The sequence below is a fragment of the Thermodesulfobacteriota bacterium genome (assembly GCA_040755095.1).
GTDB lineage: Bacteria > Desulfobacterota > Desulfobulbia > Desulfobulbales > JBFMBH01 > JBFMBH01.
Genome location: JBFMBH010000103.1, coordinates 1 through 17,334 on the forward strand (window position 1 = coordinate 1; position 17,334 = coordinate 17,334).

General features: G+C 67.3%; 15 protein-coding genes. 6 read left to right on the forward strand and 9 right to left on the reverse strand.

Annotated elements, in window-relative coordinates; all coding sequences use genetic code 11:
• The 8 genes from AB1634_14155 to AB1634_14190 all read right to left on the reverse strand — a co-directional run.
• The coding region (locus AB1634_14155; GenBank protein ID MEW6220655.1) for a Gfo/Idh/MocA family oxidoreductase at positions 1 to 279 on the reverse strand (279 nt) is incomplete at its 3' end.
• Complete coding sequence (locus AB1634_14160; protein MEW6220656.1) at positions 276 to 971, reverse strand: acylneuraminate cytidylyltransferase family protein; 696 nt, start codon at positions 969 to 971, stop codon at positions 276 to 278. The genes AB1634_14155 and AB1634_14160, both read right to left, overlap by 4 nt.
• Complete coding sequence (locus AB1634_14165) at positions 968 to 2,029, reverse strand: N-acetylneuraminate synthase family protein (GenBank protein MEW6220657.1); 1,062 nt, start codon at positions 2,027 to 2,029, stop codon at positions 968 to 970. The genes AB1634_14160 and AB1634_14165 overlap by 4 nt, the downstream gene beginning before the upstream one ends.
• A gap of 33 nt (positions 2,030 to 2,062) precedes the next feature.
• On the reverse strand, positions 2,063 to 4,207 hold the full coding sequence (gene pseC / locus AB1634_14170; GenBank protein MEW6220658.1) for a UDP-4-amino-4,6-dideoxy-N-acetyl-beta-L-altrosamine transaminase: 2,145 nt from the start codon (positions 4,205 to 4,207) through the stop codon (positions 2,063 to 2,065).
• A gap of 19 nt (positions 4,208 to 4,226) precedes the next feature.
• Positions 4,227 to 5,264, reverse strand: coding sequence for a UDP-N-acetylglucosamine 4,6-dehydratase (inverting) (pseB, locus tag AB1634_14175; protein MEW6220659.1), 1,038 nt, complete (start codon positions 5,262 to 5,264; stop codon positions 4,227 to 4,229).
• The gene (locus AB1634_14180) at positions 5,258 to 6,532 is read right to left on the reverse strand and encodes an O-antigen ligase family protein (GenBank protein MEW6220660.1); all 1,275 of its coding nucleotides are present in this window, start codon (positions 6,530 to 6,532) and stop codon (positions 5,258 to 5,260) included. The genes pseB and AB1634_14180 overlap by 7 nt, the downstream gene beginning before the upstream one ends.
• Positions 6,529 to 7,797 carry a GDSL-type esterase/lipase family protein gene (locus AB1634_14185; GenBank protein MEW6220661.1) on the reverse strand — a complete coding sequence of 423 codons (1,269 nt, stop codon included), beginning with the start codon at positions 7,795 to 7,797 and terminating at the stop codon, positions 6,529 to 6,531. Before AB1634_14185 ends, AB1634_14180 begins: the two co-directional genes overlap by 4 nt.
• Entirely contained in the window at positions 7,772 to 8,410 is a 639-nt protein-coding gene (locus tag AB1634_14190; GenBank protein ID MEW6220662.1) for a winged helix-turn-helix transcriptional regulator, read from the reverse strand. Before AB1634_14190 ends, AB1634_14185 begins: the two co-directional genes overlap by 26 nt.
• A gap of 244 nt (positions 8,411 to 8,654) precedes the next feature.
• On the opposite strand from AB1634_14190, the gene AB1634_14195 reads away from it, so the two are divergent.
• The 3 genes from AB1634_14195 (at position 8,655) to AB1634_14205 (ending at position 11,818) form a co-directional block, all read left to right on the forward strand.
• Entirely contained in the window at positions 8,655 to 9,281 is a 627-nt protein-coding gene (locus AB1634_14195) for a sigma-70 family RNA polymerase sigma factor (protein ID MEW6220663.1), read from the forward strand.
• A 37-nt stretch (positions 9,282 to 9,318) separates the two neighbouring features.
• Positions 9,319 to 10,125 (forward strand): zf-HC2 domain-containing protein, encoded by an 807-nt coding sequence (locus tag AB1634_14200; GenBank protein ID MEW6220664.1) that lies wholly within the window; start codon positions 9,319 to 9,321, stop codon positions 10,123 to 10,125.
• A gap of 259 nt (positions 10,126 to 10,384) precedes the next feature.
• The gene (locus AB1634_14205; protein ID MEW6220665.1) at positions 10,385 to 11,818 is read left to right on the forward strand and encodes a DegQ family serine endoprotease; all 1,434 of its coding nucleotides are present in this window, start codon (positions 10,385 to 10,387) and stop codon (positions 11,816 to 11,818) included.
• A 79-nt stretch (positions 11,819 to 11,897) separates the two neighbouring features.
• Here AB1634_14205 and AB1634_14210 read toward each other — a convergent pair whose 3' ends face one another.
• On the reverse strand, positions 11,898 to 13,208 hold the full coding sequence (locus AB1634_14210; protein MEW6220666.1) for a nucleoside recognition domain-containing protein: 1,311 nt from the start codon (positions 13,206 to 13,208) through the stop codon (positions 11,898 to 11,900).
• A 125-nt stretch (positions 13,209 to 13,333) separates the two neighbouring features.
• Between AB1634_14210 and AB1634_14215 the strand changes: the two genes are divergently transcribed.
• The 3 genes from AB1634_14215 to AB1634_14225 all read left to right on the forward strand — a co-directional run bounded on the left by AB1634_14215 (position 13,334) and on the right by AB1634_14225 (position 17,196).
• Positions 13,334 to 13,834, forward strand: coding sequence for a cyclic nucleotide-binding domain-containing protein (locus AB1634_14215; GenBank protein ID MEW6220667.1), 501 nt, complete (start codon positions 13,334 to 13,336; stop codon positions 13,832 to 13,834).
• Between the two features lie 19 nt (positions 13,835 to 13,853).
• Positions 13,854 to 15,224, forward strand: coding sequence for a radical SAM protein (locus tag AB1634_14220; protein ID MEW6220668.1), 1,371 nt, complete (start codon positions 13,854 to 13,856; stop codon positions 15,222 to 15,224).
• Positions 15,225 to 15,444: 220 nt separating this feature from the next.
• The gene (locus AB1634_14225; protein ID MEW6220669.1) at positions 15,445 to 17,196 is read left to right on the forward strand and encodes a YcaO-like family protein; all 1,752 of its coding nucleotides are present in this window, start codon (positions 15,445 to 15,447) and stop codon (positions 17,194 to 17,196) included.
• The last annotated feature ends 138 nt before the right edge of the window (positions 17,197 to 17,334 follow it).

Below are 17,334 nucleotides of genomic sequence, written 5' to 3' on the forward strand. Positions count from 1 at the left end.
GGCGTGGGCGATGGGCTTTTCGATGAGCACGTCGGCGCCCGCTTGCACCGTCCGCCTGGCCAGGGGAACGTGGAGGTCGTTGGGCACGGCCACCACCACCCGGTCCGGCCCCCAGGCCAGGGCGTCCTCGATGCGGTCGAAATGGCGGGCACCGGTCTCGGCAGCGACCCTGGCCGCCAGGCCGCTATCGCTATCCACCACCGCTGTTGCCGCCAGCCGGGCCGCATTCATGGCATGCCGCCGGCCGATGGAGCCGCAGCCGATCACCAGGACCTTCATGAGCCTCCTTGTCCCGCCAGAAGCAGGGCCAGTTGGAAATCCTCCTCGTCGTCGATATCCACCGACCGGAGGCGGGGCATGACATGGCCCTTGAGGGTGGGGCCGTAGAAGGTGCCGGTCTCCAGAAAAGCGGGTACCAAGACGGCGTAGGTGCTGCCGTTGTCCACCAGGAACGTCCCCAGGTTCTGGCTCTGCTGGTGGACCAGCTCCGGCCACACGGGATTCAGGATGCCGGCATTGTCCGGCCGCAGGGCCTGGGCCGGCGGGAACGAGTACCTGGTCACCGCCATGGCGAATTCGCACTCCCCTTCCATCAAGAGGCCTGCGGTGGCCAGGATGTCGGGGGCGGTGCGCAAGGGGGCGGTGGCGTACAGGCAGCACAGCACATCGTACCGCCGGCCTGCCCGTCTCTCCTCGTCCAACACCTGGCGGCAGACATCCACCACCCGCGCCGTGTCCGAGGCGAGCGCCCACGGCCGCCTGGCCACCTCGGCGCCATACTGGCGACCGACTGCGGCGATCTCATCATCCTCGGTGGAAACCAGCACCTTCCGGAAACACCCGGCCTCCAGCGCTGCGGCGATGGTGTAGGCCATGACCGGCCGGCCGCGGAACGGGAGGATGTTCTTTCGGGGCAGACGCTTGGACCCGCCCCGGGCGGGGATAACCGCCAGCATCTCCATGGCGCTCATTCCAGGTCGGCGAGGGTCAGAAGGTGGCCGGCCGGAAGGTCGCGGCGGAAGCGCAACCCGGCCAGGCTGTCGAAACGGTCCGGGGTGATGCCCAGGCCGGGCCGCCGGAAATCCACCTCCTGCTCCGTCAACGGCTGGCCTTGGCGGACCGGATTCCGCAGGTAGATGCTGCGGCGGATCATCTTGCGCCGTGCGCGCTCCTCGGGATGCAGGATTCGCCGGCAGCTGCCCAGGCCAATCTCGACCTCCCGGATCGTCTCGACGAAGGCGTGCATCTCGTGCGGTTCCAGGGAAAACAGGTGCTCGACGCTGGCTGTGGAGCGATCCTCGGTGATGGTCTTTTCCACCATGTTAGCGCCGAGGGCAACGGCGGCCACGTCCATGTGCCAGCCCGGGGTGTGGTCGGAAAAGGCCACCGGATACGAAAATATGCGCTTCAGAGTGGGAATGAGGCGCAGGTTGATGCTCGCCAGCCGGGCCGGATACCCGGACGGACAGTTGTGAATGATGATCTTCTCGTTGCCCTGGGAGCGGACCACGTCCACCGCCGCCTCCACCTCGCCGATGGTGGCATGACCGGTATCGAGCTGCACACACATCCCGGTCCCGGCCGCTTCCCGGATGAGGGGCCAATGGTTGACGTCGGCGGAGGCAATCTTGATGGAGTCGCAGCCCAGCTCCGCCAGAAGGGTGATCTCATCCGCGAAGCTGACGGTGGCGAAGAAGGCCAGGCCCAGGGAGTCGCAATGGCTCTTCACCTGGCGCCATTCCTGGTGGCTGAGGGTCCGCCGACGCAGGATGTCGTACAGAGGCTCGCTCTTCTGCACGGTTCTGCCGGTCTTGCGGTCCGCCATCACTTCATAGGTGAAGAGCTGCTTCTTGTCAGCAACCAGGCGATCCGGATCCAGGATCTGGAATTTGACAGCATCGCCGCCGGCCATGGCGGCCAGGCTGGCCAGCCTCTTCGCCGCCTCCACCCCGTCATGGGTCGCCCCAGCCTCGAAGGTGATGAAACAGGGCTGGCCATCGCCGATCACCTTCTTGCCAATCTGTACCATATTCCGCTCCAGAAAAGGGCTTGGGCAGGGCTGCTACCTGCCTCGGGTGACAAGGGTGGTGATCTCCCGCACCACCTTGCGAGCGTCTTCATCGGTCATGGCTGGATACAGGGGGATGGACAGGCACTGCCGGTAGTATTGCTCGGCCTCCGGGCAATCCCCCCAGGCAGTCCCGAAGGTTTGGCGATAGTAGGGCTGGGTGTGTACCGGAATGTAATGGACCTGGGTCTGGATGCCCCGGTGCCGGAGGGACAGGATGACCTGACGCCGGTCAAGGCCGATGCGGACAAAATCAAACAGCAGGACGTAGAGATGAAAATTCGAATCACAGGTCTCGGCCTCGAAGGGCCGGAGCAGATGCGGCACACCCTGAAAGCTCTGGTTATAGAAATCGACCAGCTGCCGGCGTCGCTTCCGGAAGGACTCGAGTCGAGACAGCTGCGAGCAGCCGAGGGCACATTGCAGGTCTGTGATCCGGTAATTGAAGCCCAACATCTGCTGCTCGTAATACCATGGGTTCATGTCCCCCCGGCTGATGCCACCCCCGGGAAAGGCATCCGTACGGTTCAAAAGCTCCCCAGGCGTGTTGGTGATGCCATGGGAACGTAGCCTGGCTAGGGCGTTCCGGAGAAGGTCGTCATTGGTATAGACCACCCCACCCTCTCCGGTAGTGATGTGCTTGACCGGGTGGAAGCTCATCACGGCCATGTCCGAGTAGCGGCAGGATCCGACCTCGCTGTCTCGGTACCGGGAGCCCAGAGCATGGCAGGCATCCTCGATGATCATGATCCGGCGGTTGAGCCTCGCCTCGGCCTCGGCCACCACCTGGCGAATGGCTGCCATGTCGCAGCTCTGGCCCGCAAAATGGACCGGGATCACCGCCCTGGTCTTTTCGCTGATTCTGGCGGCCAAGTGCTCTGGCGCCAGATTGTAGGTCCGGGGATCGATGTCAGCGAAGACCGGGCGGGCGCCGCAGTATGCCGCGCAGTTGGCCGAGGCAACGAAAGTGATTGGCGAGGTGACCACCTCATCCCCTGGCCCCACTCCAGCTGCCAGGCAGGCGAGGTGCAAGGCCGCAGTTCCCGAGCTGACCGCCACGGCGTGCCGGGCCCCGACTCGGCCACACAGAGTCGCTTCCAGCTCCGGGATCTTGCGCCCTTGGGTGAGGTGGGTAGAGGAAAAAACCTCAACCACCGATGCGATGTCCTGGGCATTGATGGACTGTCGGCCATAGGCGATCAGCTTGCCGCTCAACCCCTGTCCCTGTCGGATTCGCTCCGCCACCCCGTCGTGCCAGTCCAGGCAGAAACGGGCGATGGAATGCTCGAGGGTAGGCATCGACTGAGACAGCGCCTGGGCTATTCGGTCCACGGACAAGGACAGATCCTTGCAGCGCCGGGCGGCAAACGAATGGTCGTCCACCGAGATCGGCTCGACGAGCCTGTCATCGAGGCCACAACCACGGGCGATCTCCCGGATGAAGGCGTATTTCGTCATCGCGGTGCTGCTGGCGCAGTTGTAGCACCCGACCAAGTTTTTCGTCAGGGCGTCGCCCAGGATCTCCGCCAGGACCATGGTGTAGATGCTGGAAAAACGCACGTCGCTGAAGCCGTGCAGCCGGCGACCAGCGGCAAGCGCCCGGATGACCCACTCCCCCAGGCTGGCCTTGTCCTGAATATTCCATCCAAAGATGTTCGTGCGCAGAATGAGTGGATCCCGGGCCAGGAGCACCTCCTGTTCTCCGGCTAGCTTGCTGGAACCGTAACAATTGAGGGGCCGGGGCGGATCAAGCTCGCTGTAACTGCCGTTGCCGCCGGAATAGACCGAGTCACTGGAGATGTACACGACCTTGCTGGCGACCTGGCTCGCCGCCCGGACGACGTTGCGCGTCCCCTGGACGTTCCGCATCGCCGCACCCGCAGGATCCCGCTCGCACCGGTCGATGTCGGTCCAGGAAGCGCAGTGAATGACGATATCGGGACAGGCCTCGGCCACGATCCTGGTCAAGAGGTCTTCATCCAGGATGTCACAACAACGGCAATGGACACCCTCCATGAGCACCGGGTGCTCGTGGAAGATGCCCGAGACCTCGTACTCGGTCTTCAGCACCTGGGCCAGGTTATTGCCGAGCAGGCCGCTGATGCCGGTGATGAACAGGCGCTTGTTGGTCGAGGTCATGGCGTACAGACGTGGGGCCTCAAGCAGGCAGATCGTCCATGGACCAGCGTGAGCCCTCGATGGAGTAGTCGTCCACGATCTGCTCGATCAGGTCGCGAAGCTCTCCGACGCCCATCCATTGTGCATTGTTCGCCGAGGTGTACTCGAAGCCCTCGGGGCAGGGCCGGCCCTGGCCATCGATCATCAACTGCTCCCTCTTGCGAGCATCGGCCTGGATGACATAGCACTCCCGGAACTCCACGGTGTTACGGGCATCATCCTCGCTGATCATCGACTCGTGGAGCTTCTCGCCGGGCCTGATGCCGACGATCCGCTGCTCGCACTGGGGGGCAATGGCCGTGGCCAGGTCTGTGATCTTCATGGAGGGAATGCGGGGCACAAAGATCTCGCCGCCTTTGGCCAGCTCCATGGTGCGGAGCACGAAATGGACCGCCTGATCAAGGGTGATCCAAAAGCGGGTCATGCGCGGATCGGTGATAGGCAGCGCCCCCATCCGCGCTCTCTCCTTGAAAAAGGGCACCACGGAGCCCCGGGAGCCAAGAACATTGCCGTAACGGACCACGCTGAACACGGTCTCATGGTCGGAGCCCCGGTAGACGTTGGCGGCGGTGAACAGCTTGTCGGAGCACAGCTTGGTGGCGCCGTAGAGATTGACAGGATTGGAGGCCTTGTCCGTGGACAAGGCTACCACCTTCTTGACATTGTTCTCCAGCGCCGCATCGATGACGTTCATGGCGCCCATGATGTTCGTCTTGATGCACTCGCTGGGGTTGTACTCGGCGGCCGGCACCTGCTTGATGGCCGCGGCGTGGATGACGTAGTCGACATGGTGAAAGGCCCGCAGCAGCCGCTGCCGATCCCGAACGTCTCCCAGAAAGTACCTCAGACACGGGTACTTCTGCATGCTCCAACGCTGGGCCATCTCGAACTGTTTCAACTCGTCCCGGCTGAGCACGATGAGCTTCTTGGGCCTGTATCGGTCCAAGACGATCTGGACGAACTTCTTGCCGAAGGATCCGGTGCCACCGGTAACCAGGACGTTCGCGCCGTTCAACATGAGCTCAGTCTCCTGTCGATGCCCATCGATGACTCCCCGACGCCTGCCGACAGCTGCACTGCCAACCCCACCAGAAAGGCCAGAAAGAGCAGCCAGTCAGCTCCGGCGATGGCGGTGTCCGACACACCCACCACCATCCACAGCACGGTACCGGCCAGCACCAGGAAGCCGCCGGTCTGTTGGCGCTGACGCCAGCCCCGCACGACGAGCGCTGCCAAAAGCCAGCCCAGGGCGCCAAGGCCAACCAGGCCATGGCAAGCGGCCATGTAGAAATAGGTGCTGTGAGGATGGTCCACCACCGGGCCCGCCGGACCCATGAGATCGCGCATGGCGCTGCGATAGCCGCCGGTGCCGACTCCCAGGAGGGGATGGGAGCGGAAGATCCGCCACGCCCCCTCCCACATGTACAACCGCTGCTCGATGGGCCGCATGGCGGCCAGATCCCGCTGGGCAAAGACATCACCCCCGGAGAGGCCGCGGGGGTTCGGAGTCAGGTAGCTGGCCATCTCCACTCCCATCCGGCCGACCCGGTCCTGCACCGTGGGGCTGAGCCCGACCAGCGCCACGAGCCCCAGCCCCACTGCCAGCGCCAGACGGCGCCGGTGACTGTCGAAGACCGAGAACAGCACCACTGGTACCAGCGCCAGCAGGGCCAAGTAGCCGCTCCGGCTGGGCAGGAGCCCGAGATGAAAGGCAAAAAGCCCGGCGGCCGGCCACGCCCAGGACCGGGTGGTCGGCTCCCGGACCGCGATCCTTGCCATCAAGGCTACCCCCAGGGCCAACATGGGCCCTACCGTGAGGTAGGTGCGCGAAAAGCCGGTGAGCTCGCCAGCCTGCTTGACCGGCAAGAGCCCCTGCCACTGGGCCAGGCCGGCGGCGGCATTGACCGCCAGGGCCAGGGCCAGGGCGCGGACGCCCCGCTCCAGGGCCGCCGGTCGCACCGGCAGCACCGCCAAGGCCAGACCGGGCAGCCAGTAATGGACCTTAAGGGCAAAGTCGAGACCGGTCCGGGGCTCATCGGCCACCAGCAGGCCCAAGAGGGTCAGAGCCACCAGCCCCAGCACCGGCAGCACCACGGGCCAGGCCTGGCGAAGGCGGCCGGACCGCCAGTCGCCGGCCAGGACCGCCACGGCCACCACGCCATAGCCGGCCACCGTGATCGGCGTCGTGCCCAGGGGCATGGCCAGCATGAGCAGAGTCAGCGCCCCATCGCTGGTCGCGACCCGCCACGGCCCCGGCCCGGAATCAACGGCTGCCAGGGGGCTCACTCCGGCCGTCCCAGTCCAGCCGGCGGCAGCAGCGGCTGCATGGCCTCGTAGGCAGCCTTGGCGATGCGGGTGTTGCCCTGAGCGCTGGTGTGGGCATCGAAGGGGAACAGATACAAGGCATTGGCGTCAGACTCTGCCTCGAAAGAAGGCGTCATGTCCAGACAGGTGAGTCCGAGCCGGCCACAGGTATCCAGAGCCATGCGGCTGGTCCGCTGGGCCGGGGGGTTGTGGAGCTCGACGCTGTCCGGGATGATGACCAGCAGGAAGCCCCGGCCCTCGGCCTGCAGGCGGCTGGCCAGGTCCGCCAGGTTGCGCTGGAAGGCGGCGATGTTTCTGTCCTGGGCCAGCTCGGCCATGTACCGCTCCACATGGTCGCGGCGCGCCTCGACATTGCGCACCCAGTCCGAGGCCAAGAAGGGACGCAGCCAGTTGTTGGCCACCGACAGGGCGTTGCCGGCCAGATTCCCCAGGAAGGGCCGGAAGCCCGATGGCGACCGGGCCGGATCCTCGGCGTCCAGCCGCTTCATCTCCGCAAACTGGGCCGCGATATCGGCGCTGGTGTGGGGGTACTGGATGTCATCATAATAAAAGAAGTAGACCACCAGGTCCGGATCATAGGCCAGACCCTGGGTGGTGACAAAGGTGGCGGCATGGAAGAAGCTGTATCCTGGAACCCCGGCGTTGATGACATCCGCGTCATGGCCGTTGGCGGCCAGGAGCTGCTCCAGCATGCTGCTCAGGGTCTGGTCCGCCGGCAGGCCGTAGCCGAAGGTGAAAGAATCGCCGATGGCAAGAATCCGCACCTGCCCGGGCGGCTTGGCCAGGGGCCGCTCGTGGTCCCGAAGGCCACTGGCGTTGACGGTAATATGGGTGCCGAGATAGCCCCGGCCGTCCTGGCCCGGGATCAGCCCGTAGCCCAGGGTCGGCGACGGCTGCCGCCAGGCGGCCAGCTCCGGCGAGCGGGCCACCGGCAGATCGACGATCCGCAAGCCCGCCTCGGCCAGGCCCAGGGAGAAGACCACAGAACCGAGGACCAGGGCCACCTCCTTTGCCCCCATGGCCAGCAGCCAGCGCAGGGTCATGGCCACGGCCAGGATGAGGGCCGGCTGGGTGGGACGGTGCGCCTTCAGGCGCAGGCCAGCCACGTTGACATCGAAGCCGTGGCCGGGTGCAAAGAGAATCACCGCCAGCACCAGCAACTGGCTGGCGGCCACCGCCAGGAGCAGCCAGCGCAGGATGTCACGCCGCCGGTTCGTGGTGGCCATGCCGGTCCTGTTCTCCCACCGTGCTGTCCCCCCGCATCAGGAAATACACCGGCCGCGACCGCTGGCTGGCCGCAGCCAGCTGCTGGCGCCAGGTGGCGCGGCCGTCCAGGCTTGCCACCAGCACCGCCCCGTCCGGCAGCGTACCCAGCTCGGCCAGGGGCCGCACCGGCCGGCCATAGAAGCTGCTGCCGCTGGCCGTGTCATCCACCACCCCCACCAGGATGATCCTGGTCTCCTGCAGAAAGAGGTAGACCAGCTCCGCCACCTCGCCGGTGCCGGCGAGGATGCAATGCTCCACCCCTGCCGCCTCCATGGCGGCCAGGGAATCGCGGATCAGTCCCCGGGCCTGGGCAAAGAACTGCAAGGAGTAGCGCAGATAGTCGGCGGTCAGCCGGCCCTTTTCCGCCAGACCCTTGGGGGTGAGAAGGTAGCGCACCCGGTTGGCCGGCAGGGTGGTGATCTTGAAGTAGCCCTTCCGGAGCAGCCGCTTCATGAACTGGTTCACGAGACCCAGCGACACGGACAGCCGGCGGGCCAGCTCCCGCTGGCTGACCCGGTCGTCTGCCTCCAGGATCTCCAGGATCTGCAGGGTGGTGCGGGCTTCCTTTTCCATAGGCGTGGCGTTCAAAGAGTGAACATCTATACCCGCCCGGGCCGGGACTGTCAACGAGCAATAAAGCCGCCCTCCCAGGGGCTCGGGGGGGCCTGCCACAGGAACCTGTTGTTTTCAGCCCCCTTCTTGTGGTTAAGTCAGTGACTGGCCAACGCCCTGGCCGGTTGTCGACCCATTCCCGGCACCAGAGGGCGGGCCGCACCGGTTGCCGCTGCTGCCTCTCCTCTTCCTCCCCTGGCCGGCGATGGAACTTTTCCTTCTGACAGGTTGTCTTGTCGCTGTAGTGTCCCTGGCGGTGCGGCCCGCCCTGCCCGAGCGGGAGGAGATCGCCGCCCTGGTGGCTGCGGCCCGAGCCGGTGACCAGGCCGCCTTCGAGCGTCTGGTGCTCCTGTTCCAAACCCGGATCTACAACCTGGCGTTGGGCTACCTCAAGCACGACGAGGAGGCCCGGGACATCAGCCAGGACATCTTCGTCAGCGCCTTCCGGACCCTGGACACCCTGAAGGATGACAGCAAGTTCGCCGCCTGGCTCTATCAGCTGGGGGTCAACCACTGCCGGAACCGCTATCGGCAGCTGCGGCGCCGGGGCTTCTACGACTCGGTGCCCATCGACGACCCGGAGCGGCCCCTGACCCTGGCCCACGGCGACTCGCCGGAGCGGCTCCTGGAACGGCAGCGGCTGCGCGCCCTGGTCCTGGACGCCATTGCGGCCATGAACGAGGCCGACAAGGAGATCCTGCTCCTGCGGGACATCCAGGGTCTGGCGTACGACGAGATCAGCACGGTCCTCGGCTTGCCCCTGGGCACCGTGAAATCCAAGCTCAACCGGGCACGGCTGGCCCTGAAAGACCGGCTGAAACGATTCATGTAGCCGGGAGCCCGCCGGCCGGGAAGGTGTGCTGTTGACCATGCGCTGCGACGAGATTCAGGAAAGGTTCTCCGCCATCTTGGACCAGGAGCTGCCCACCCACGAGGCGGACGTGGTCCGCCGCCATCTCGATGCCTGTCACGACTGCCAGCAGCATTGGCAGGCCTTCCAGCAGACCCTGGCCTGGTTGGCGAGCCTGGAGATGGCACCCCCGCCCGCCGACCTCATGCCCGCCATCCGGGCGCGGATGGCCCGCCGCACCTGGTGGCAGCGGCTGGTCACCTGGCCCGCCCAGCCCTGGACCGGTGACTTTCTGGTCCAGACCGCCGGCGCCTTTGCGCTGGCCCTTCTGGCTGTGGTGACCCTGAAGTCGGCTCTTCAGAGCCCGAGCCTGCCGGGCATCCCGGCCCAGGAGCGCCTGGCCACCGCCAGGCCGAGCACCGGTGACGCCGGAGGTCCCCGGCCCCGACCGGTGGTCGGCGTCGTGCCCGTGCCGATGCAGCCCGTGCCGATGCCGGGCTTCTCCCTGGCCCGGTCCGCCACCGCTGCCGGAACGGCCGGCGAGCTTACCGGCAGCCAGGCGCCGGATCCGGACCTCGTGCTCATGGTGGGCACCGCCGACCCGCAGCTGCGCTCCGAGCTCCGGAGCCGCCTCTATCTGGAGGGGCGCTGGCAGGTGCAGCCGGTGCGCCGGGATCTCTTTCTGGTCCGCCTGCGGCCGGACGATCTGCACGAGCTGCGCCAGCTGCTGGGGGAAGGAGGGCTCAAGGCCTTCCCGCCGGAATCCCTCCACCCGGCCTTCGGCTGCCCCCGCGAGACCATCACCGTCGCCCTGCGCCTGGACTAGCTTTCTGGCCGGCGTTTTTTTGGGAACCTTTCCTTGGCCGGGATGTCTTATCGGAACAGGAAGGGCGCGTGGCACCAAAGCCCGAGCCCTTCCGCTCCTTCCTTCCCCTCCCCAACGGAACCCTTTCCCAGGTTCCACCCCGGGGCCGTCCGGACTGTCCGCCGGGCGGCCCCACCTTTTTTGTCCCTCAAAAAAAGCCGCTCGTGCCCGCGGCCGCCAAGCGGCCTCTGAACCTGTCCCTGCACACAAGGAGAAGCCCATGCCTACCCGCCGTCGCTGTGCCGTGATCCTCCAGCTTGTCGTCTGCCTGGCTGTGGCCCAGGGCCTGACCGCCCGGCCCAGCGCCGCCCGGGGTGCCCCGGACTCCTTTGCCGATCTGGCCGAGCGCCTGGGCCCCACCGTGGTCAACATCTACACCACCCAGACGGTGCGGGTGCCCAATACCCCGTATCACTTCTTCTTCCGGGACGACCAGGAGATGCCCGAGCTGTTCCGCCGCTTCTTCGGGGTGCCGCCCCAGGGCCACGGCGGGCAGCCGGATCGGGAGCTGAAGCGCAACAGCCTGGGCTCGGGGGTGATCGTCAGCGAGGATGGCTACATCCTCACCAACAACCACGTGGTGGAGGATGCCGACGAGATCCATGTCAAGCTCAGCACCCAGGATGACCTGGAGGCCGAGGTGGTGGGCCGGGATCCCCAGACCGACGTGGCGGTGATCCGGGTCAAGGCGGGCCGCAGCCTGCCCGTGGCCCCGCTGGGGGATTCGGACAAGCTCCGGGTCGGCGAGTGGGTCCTGGCGGTTGGCAACCCCTTCGGCTTCGAGCAGACGGTGACCGCCGGCATCGTCAGCGCCAAAGGCCGCACCCTGGGCAACGAGCGCTACGAGGACTTCATCCAGACCGATGCCTCCATCAACCCCGGCAACTCCGGCGGGCCGCTCTTCGACATGGAGGGCCGGGTGGTGGGCATCAACACCGCCATCTTCAGCCGCTCCGGCGGCAACATCGGCATCGGCTTCGCCATCCCCATCAACATGGCCTCCCATGTCATGAAGCAGATCAAGGAGCACGGCCGGGTGGTGCGCGGCTGGCTGGGGGTGATGATCCAGCAGGTGACCCCGGAGCTGGCCAAGAGCCTCAACCTGGAGCGGCCGGTCGGGGCCCTGATCTCCGAGGTGTCCCCGGGCAGCCCCGCCGCGGAGGCCGGACTCAAGGCCGGCGACGTCATCGTCGAGTTCATGGACAAGCCGGTGGACCTCATGACCTCCCTGCCGGCCATGGTGGCCCAGACCGCCATCGGCGCCAGGGCGAAGCTGGTGGTGCTGCGGGACGGTGAGCGCAAGGCCATGACGGTCACCATCGGCGAGCTCAAGGAGGAACGGATGGCCGGCGGCGAGGCCAAAGCCGGGGACCTGGGCCTGGCGGTCCAGGAGCTGACCCCCGAGCTGGCCCGCTCCCTGGGGCTGCCCCGGGGCCAGGAGGGCTTGGTGGTGGCTGGTGTCGAGCCGGGGAGCCCGGCGGCCGAGGCCGGGATCGAGCGGGGGGATCTGGTGGTTGAGGTCAACCGCCGGCCGGTCGCCGACCTGGCCAGCTACAAGAGGCTGCTGTCCGAGGCCCGCAACCGGGAGGTCATCCTGGTGCTCGTCATCCGAGAGGGCCACAGCCGCTTTTTGGTGGTGCCGAATCCGAAGTAGCAGGGCCTTGTCGGATGGACGGTATGGACCCAAGGCTCATGGTCCATATCGTCCAGCAGGTCCATGGCGTCCAGCCCGCTCACGCCAAAACATGGCAGGCGGCGAGCGCCGCCGCCACCCCCACCAGATCCGCGGCCAGGGCGGCCGCCACCGTGTAGCGGGGGCGGCTGACGCCCACCGCCCCGAAGTAGACCGCCAGGACATAGAAGGTGGTCTCGCTGCAGCCGTTGATGGTGCCCACCACCAGGCTGGCGAAGGAGTCCGGATCCTGGGCCACCACCTCGCTCATGATGGCGAAGGCGCCGGAGCCGGACAGGGGCCGCATGAGGGCCATGGGCAGGGCCTCCACCGGCATGCCGATGGGGGCCAGGAGCGGCCCCAGGGCGGCCACCAGCAGATCGAAGGCCCCGGAGGCCCGGAACATGCCGATCCCCACCAGGATCACCACCAGGAAGGGGATGATGCGCACCGCCACCTCGAACCCCTCCCGGGCGCCCTGGCAGGCGGTTTCGTAGACCGCCACCCCCTTGAGGTAGCCATAGAGGAGGAGGCTGGCCATGATGAGGGGCACCAGCCAGAACGAGAGGAGCTCCTGGCCGAAGGCAGCCGGCTCGCTCGCGGTGGCCAGCCGGTAGCCGGCTGCGGCGGCCAGACCGGCCACGGCCAGCCAGGCGGTGAGCCGGCGCCAGCCAGCGGGCGGCAGGAGCACCGGGCCGGCAGCCACCGCCGGGGTCTCGCCGGCCGCGGCCTCCGGAGGACCGGCGGCGCCCTCCGCAGCGGCCGTCACTCCCGGCCGGCCACTGGCCAGGCGAGCCAGCATCTTGGCGGCCAGCACCGCCGCCAGGGTGGAGGCAGCCGTGGCCAGGAGGGTGGGCACCAGGATGGCGGCAGGATCCCGGCTGCCGGCCGCGGCCCGTACCCCGATCGCCCCCAGGGGCAGGAGGGTGACGCTTGAGGTGTTCAGGGCCAGAAACAGGCACATGGCATCGGTGGCGGTGCCCTTTGCCGGGTTGAGGCGATCCAGCTCCTGCATGGCCCGGATCCCCAGAGGGGTAGCGGCGTTGCCCAGGCCGAGGACATTGGCGGCCAGGTTCATGACCATGGCGGCCATGGCCGGGTGCTGGGCCGGCACCTGCGGAAAGAGCCGGACCATGAGGGGCCGCAGGCCCCGGGCAACAGCATTCATCAGGCCGCCCGCCTCGGCCACCTTCATAAGGCCCAGCCACAGGGCCATGATGCCCACCAGGTTGAGGGCCAGGCTGGCGGCCGCTTTGGCCGACTCGAAGGAGGCCTGCATGGTGGCCTCCATGCGGCCGGTCCAGGCAGCGGCCAGCACGGCCAGGATCACCATCCACAACCAGATGCCATTGAGGAGCGCAGGGCGGGCCATAGGTCTGCCTGGTGGTCGGCGGCCGCCGGATCGAGCCTTGCCAGCGGGCCGGCGCCTTTGCTAAAATCTTTTTAGTGGTCCGTGGCTTGCCGAGGCCGTTTCAGCCCCTTCGCCTGGAGGACGCCATGCGCGAGGTCGCTCTCTCCCGGGAGAATCTGCACATTATCGAGATGCTGCGGCGGATCGAGCGGTTCAGCGGCTTCTCGGACCGGGACCTGCGCTCGCTGGTGGAGGTGGCCCGGCTCCGGGAGTATGCTCCAGGCGAGACCGTGATCCGGGAGGGCGAGTTCGACTGCTGGGTCTATTTTCTGCTCACCGGTGCCCTGGAGATCGTCAAGGGCGAGCAGCCGGTGGGACGGCTCCAGCGCCTGGGCGATCTCTTTGGCGAGATGGGCATCATCGACGGCTCGCCCCGCTCGGCCACCATCCGGGCCGTCAAGAACAGCCTGATCCTGGGGGTGGACGGCTCGGTGGTGGACCGCCAGGTGAAGAAGAGGGACCTCGCCTTCTGCTACACCATCTACCGGCTGTTCGCCGAGGTGCTGGCCGCCCGCCTGCGGGCGACCACCGAGGAGAATATCCGATTGACCAACCTGTTGCAGCACCGAAGCGACGAGGCGGCCTGATGGCTGTCTTCATCCGGCCATGACCCGGCGCCGCCGGCCCGCCGCTGGCGGCCTTCATCCTGCAGCCGCCCCTTCCCTGGTTTACGCCAACAGCCGGGGCGAGATCCTCGATGCTCCCGACCTGGCCATGGCTGGCCGCAGCGGCCGCCAGATCCTGGCGCCGGCCCGGCAGGACCTCATCCCCTTGCCGCCGGGCTCTGAGCTTTTTGCCCTGCCGGAGCGGCTGCCGGTGGGCCTGGACCGGGCCAGCGGCCGGCCCCAGACCCTGACCGGTGACCCCCTGGTCCCAGGGGAGCCGGTGCAGGCCGTGGCCGCCTTCCTGGCCCCGGCCCATACCGCCATCCTCACCGCCCCCTGGCACCCTCGGCGGCCGGAGCTGCCGGCCCTGCCCCTGTTCGCCTACACCGCGGTGGGCTGGCATGCCGGCCGCTTCTGGGTCGCGGCCTTCCGCTCCGACCCGGAGCCCAGGCAGGATCCCGACCGCTTCGACCTGCCGCTCATCCGCCGGCGCACCACATCCCGCCTGAGCCGGGAGCCGGACAACCGCCTGCTCCAGCATCTGGGCCACTGCTGCCTGACCTATGGCTGCCCGGCCGCCAGGAACCTTTTTCTCAGCCGCTGGGAGGCGCCTTTGCCCACCTCGCCGAGCTGCAACGCCCGCTGCCTGGGCTGCATCTCGCTGCAGCCGGCGGGCTGTTGCCCCTCCACCCAGGAGCGGATCCGCTTCCGCCCCACCGAGGCCGAGGTGCTGGGGGTGGCACTGCCCCATCTGGAAAAAGCGTCCCGGCCGGTGGTCTCCTTCGGCCAGGGCTGCGAGGGCGAGCCGCTCCTGGGGGCCGATCTCCTGGCAGGCTCGGTGCAGGCCATCCGCCGGGCCACCAGCCGGGGCACCGTCAACCTCAACTCCAACGCCAGCCGGCCGGAGGCGGTGGCCCGCCTGGCGGCCGCCGGGCTCGACTCCCTGCGGGTGAGCCTGAACAGCGCCCGCCCGGACCGCTACCAGCGCTATTACCGGCCCCAGGACTATGACTTCGGGCAGGTCCTGGACAGCATCCGGACCATGAAGGCCGCCGGCCGCTTCGTCTCCCTCAACTACTTCATCCTGCCCGGCTTTTCCGACCAGCCCGCCGAGCTGGCCGCCCTCTCCGCCCTGATCGCTGACCTCTCCCCGGACCTCATCCAGCTCCGCAACCTCAACATGGACCCGGACTGGTACCTGGCCGCGGTGGGCGAGGCGGACGACGCCCCGGGCCTGGGGATACGGGCCTGGCTGGCCGAGCTGCGGCGCCGCTTCCCCCACCTGCGCTTCGGCTATTTCAACCCCTTCCTGGGGGACGAGCCGCAGAATGTCCAACAAAGGATGTCGAAGGGCGAAGGGACCGGTCGTTGACGTTTCGGATCCGTTCTGCCAGTCCCTTTGGCGGTTGGACATTCCTTGTTCGATATTCGATATTCGTTCTTCCCCCCCGGCCCCGGGCTCGCTGGAAGAGCACCCGAAAAATCTTCTTTCTACCCTATCAAAACGATAAGGTTGTCCTTGACAAAGGCGTCCGAGTCGGCCATAGTGCGCCAATTTCTTTGGCCGCCAGCCGGCCGCAAGGGGCAGCCCGATGCGTAAGCGACCGATTCGACTCCAGGATTCCTTCAAGACCTACACCTACGACCAGGACAAGACCTGCCCGCCCACCGATACCCTGGTCCGCTTCCGGGAGGCCTTGGCCCGGGTGGATCTGGACATCCTCCGGGAGGTCCGGCGCATCGACTCCGGCCGCCTGGACATCCCGGTCTACTTCAGCGTCTGCGGCGCCGACGCCCGCCGGATCATCGGCACCAAAAAGCAGATGGGCAAGGGCTCGACCCCGGAGCAGTCCCAGGCCTCCGCCTGCATGGAGCTGGCCGAGCGCTTTTCCTTCTTCGCCTTCAAGAAGAGCCCCGGCAACTTCATGGTGGCCACCTACCCGCAGCTCCAGGCCCAGGGTTTGCCGGTCATGGAGCTGTCCTTTCTTCTCCAGTCGGTGCATGACACCACCACCGACCTGGCTCTTCTGGAGCGGATCCTGGCCGATATTCCCATCCAGTGGACCTGGGCCACCAACCTCAGCCGTCAGGAGGAGGTGCTGGTGCCCTGGAGCTGGTTTTATGCCATCAACGAGTTCAACGGCCCCTGTGCCGGCAACTCCGTGGAGGAGGCCATCCTGCAGGGCATCTGCGAGGTGGTCGAGCGCCATGTCTCGGCAGTGGTGAGCCACGACCGGATCCACACCCCGGCCATCGACCTGGCCTCGGTGACCGATCCGGTGTGCCGGGAGCTGATCCTCAAATTCACCCGCCACGGCATCCTGCTGTATCTGAACGACTTCAGCCTGGACACCGGCATCCCCACGGTGGGCGCCCTGGCCATCGACCCGGCCACCTTCCCGGCCAAGAGCGAGATCGTTTTCACCGCCGGCACCACCCCCAGCCCCACCAAGGCCCTGGTGCGGGCCCTGACCGAGGTGGCCCAGCTGGCCGGCGACTTCGACACGGAGGCCAACTACGTGGCTTCCGGCCTGCCCAAGCCGGCCAGCCTCGACGAGGTGCGCTACATCACCGAGCCGGCCGGCTCGATCCGCCTGGATGCCATGGCGGATGCCAGCAACGCCAACATGCGGCTGGAGGTGGAAAACTGCCTGGCGGCCCTTGGGCGCATCGGCCTCGAGGTGTTCCTGGTGGACGTCCAGCACGATGCCCTGGGGATCCCGGCCTTCTACACCATCATCCCGGGCTGCCATTTCCGGGAGCGCTCCCGGGCCAGCGATGCCGGCCTTTTTGCCGCCAAGCTCCTGGCCGAGCAGGACCTGCCGATGGACGAGCAGAACCGGCGCCTGGAGCGGCTGGGCGAGGCCCTGCCCCGCTCCTACTACGTCCAGTTCTACCTGGGCCGCAACCATCTGTCCGCCGGCGAGCCGCAGGAGGCCCTGGACCACTTCGAGCGCGCCCTGGCCCTGTCACCGCAGGCCGAGGATCTGCCCTACATCTATTCGTATATGGGGCACTGCCACAAGGATCTGGGCGACTATCGGGGCGCCATCGCGGTGCTCCGGCAGGCGGAGCGCCTGGATGCCGAGCGGGAGGACCTCTACAACCTCATGGGCTTCTGCCACTTCAAGCTCAAGGAGCACGAGACCGCCATCGCCAATTTCCAGCGGGCCATCCAGCTCAACCCCAGCTCGGCCATCGACTACGCCAACCTGGGGGCCAACTACCGGGAGCTGGGCAGAACGGACGAGGCGGTCCGCTTTTTCCAGCTGGCGCTGGATCTGGACCCATCCATCGAGTTCGCCCGTACCGGCTTGGCGGCCCTGGGAGCCAGCCAGCCGTAGCGGACTGTTTTGCCCCCCCGGGACGGCGGCTGTTCCCGCGGCCGCCGTCCTTCCTCCCCGCAAGCGGGGCGGCCGTCCCTCCCCAGGCGGCCCCCCGGGTCGTTCGGCGGGCCCGCCGCCAGCCGGTGCCCCTCCGGT

Excerpts from the sequence above, each read along its gene's own strand:
- AB1634_14225 (MEW6220669.1), top strand. The coding sequence starts at position 15,445 with ATGCGTAAGCGACCGATTCGACTCCAGGATTCCTTCAAGACCTACACC.
- pseC (MEW6220658.1), bottom strand. The coding sequence starts at position 4,207 with ATGACCTCGACCAACAAGCGCCTGTTCATCACCGGCATCAGCGGCCTG.
- AB1634_14210 (MEW6220666.1), bottom strand. The coding sequence starts at position 13,208 with ATGGCCCGCCCTGCGCTCCTCAATGGCATCTGGTTGTGGATGGTGATC.
- AB1634_14220 (MEW6220668.1), top strand. The coding sequence starts at position 13,854 with ATGACCCGGCGCCGCCGGCCCGCCGCTGGCGGCCTTCATCCTGCAGCC.
- AB1634_14160 (MEW6220656.1), bottom strand. The coding sequence starts at position 971 with ATGAGCGCCATGGAGATGCTGGCGGTTATCCCCGCCCGGGGCGGGTCC.
- AB1634_14190 (MEW6220662.1), bottom strand. The coding sequence starts at position 8,410 with ATGGAAAAGGAAGCCCGCACCACCCTGCAGATCCTGGAGATCCTGGAG.
- pseB (MEW6220659.1), bottom strand. The coding sequence starts at position 5,264 with ATGTTGAACGGCGCGAACGTCCTGGTTACCGGTGGCACCGGATCCTTC.
- AB1634_14215 (MEW6220667.1), top strand. The coding sequence starts at position 13,334 with ATGCGCGAGGTCGCTCTCTCCCGGGAGAATCTGCACATTATCGAGATG.
- AB1634_14205 (MEW6220665.1), top strand. The coding sequence starts at position 10,385 with ATGCCTACCCGCCGTCGCTGTGCCGTGATCCTCCAGCTTGTCGTCTGC.
- AB1634_14195 (MEW6220663.1), top strand. The coding sequence starts at position 8,655 with ATGGAACTTTTCCTTCTGACAGGTTGTCTTGTCGCTGTAGTGTCCCTG.
- AB1634_14165 (MEW6220657.1), bottom strand. The coding sequence starts at position 2,029 with ATGGTACAGATTGGCAAGAAGGTGATCGGCGATGGCCAGCCCTGTTTC.
- AB1634_14185 (MEW6220661.1), bottom strand. The coding sequence starts at position 7,797 with ATGGCCACCACGAACCGGCGGCGTGACATCCTGCGCTGGCTGCTCCTG.
- AB1634_14200 (MEW6220664.1), top strand. The coding sequence starts at position 9,319 with ATGCGCTGCGACGAGATTCAGGAAAGGTTCTCCGCCATCTTGGACCAG.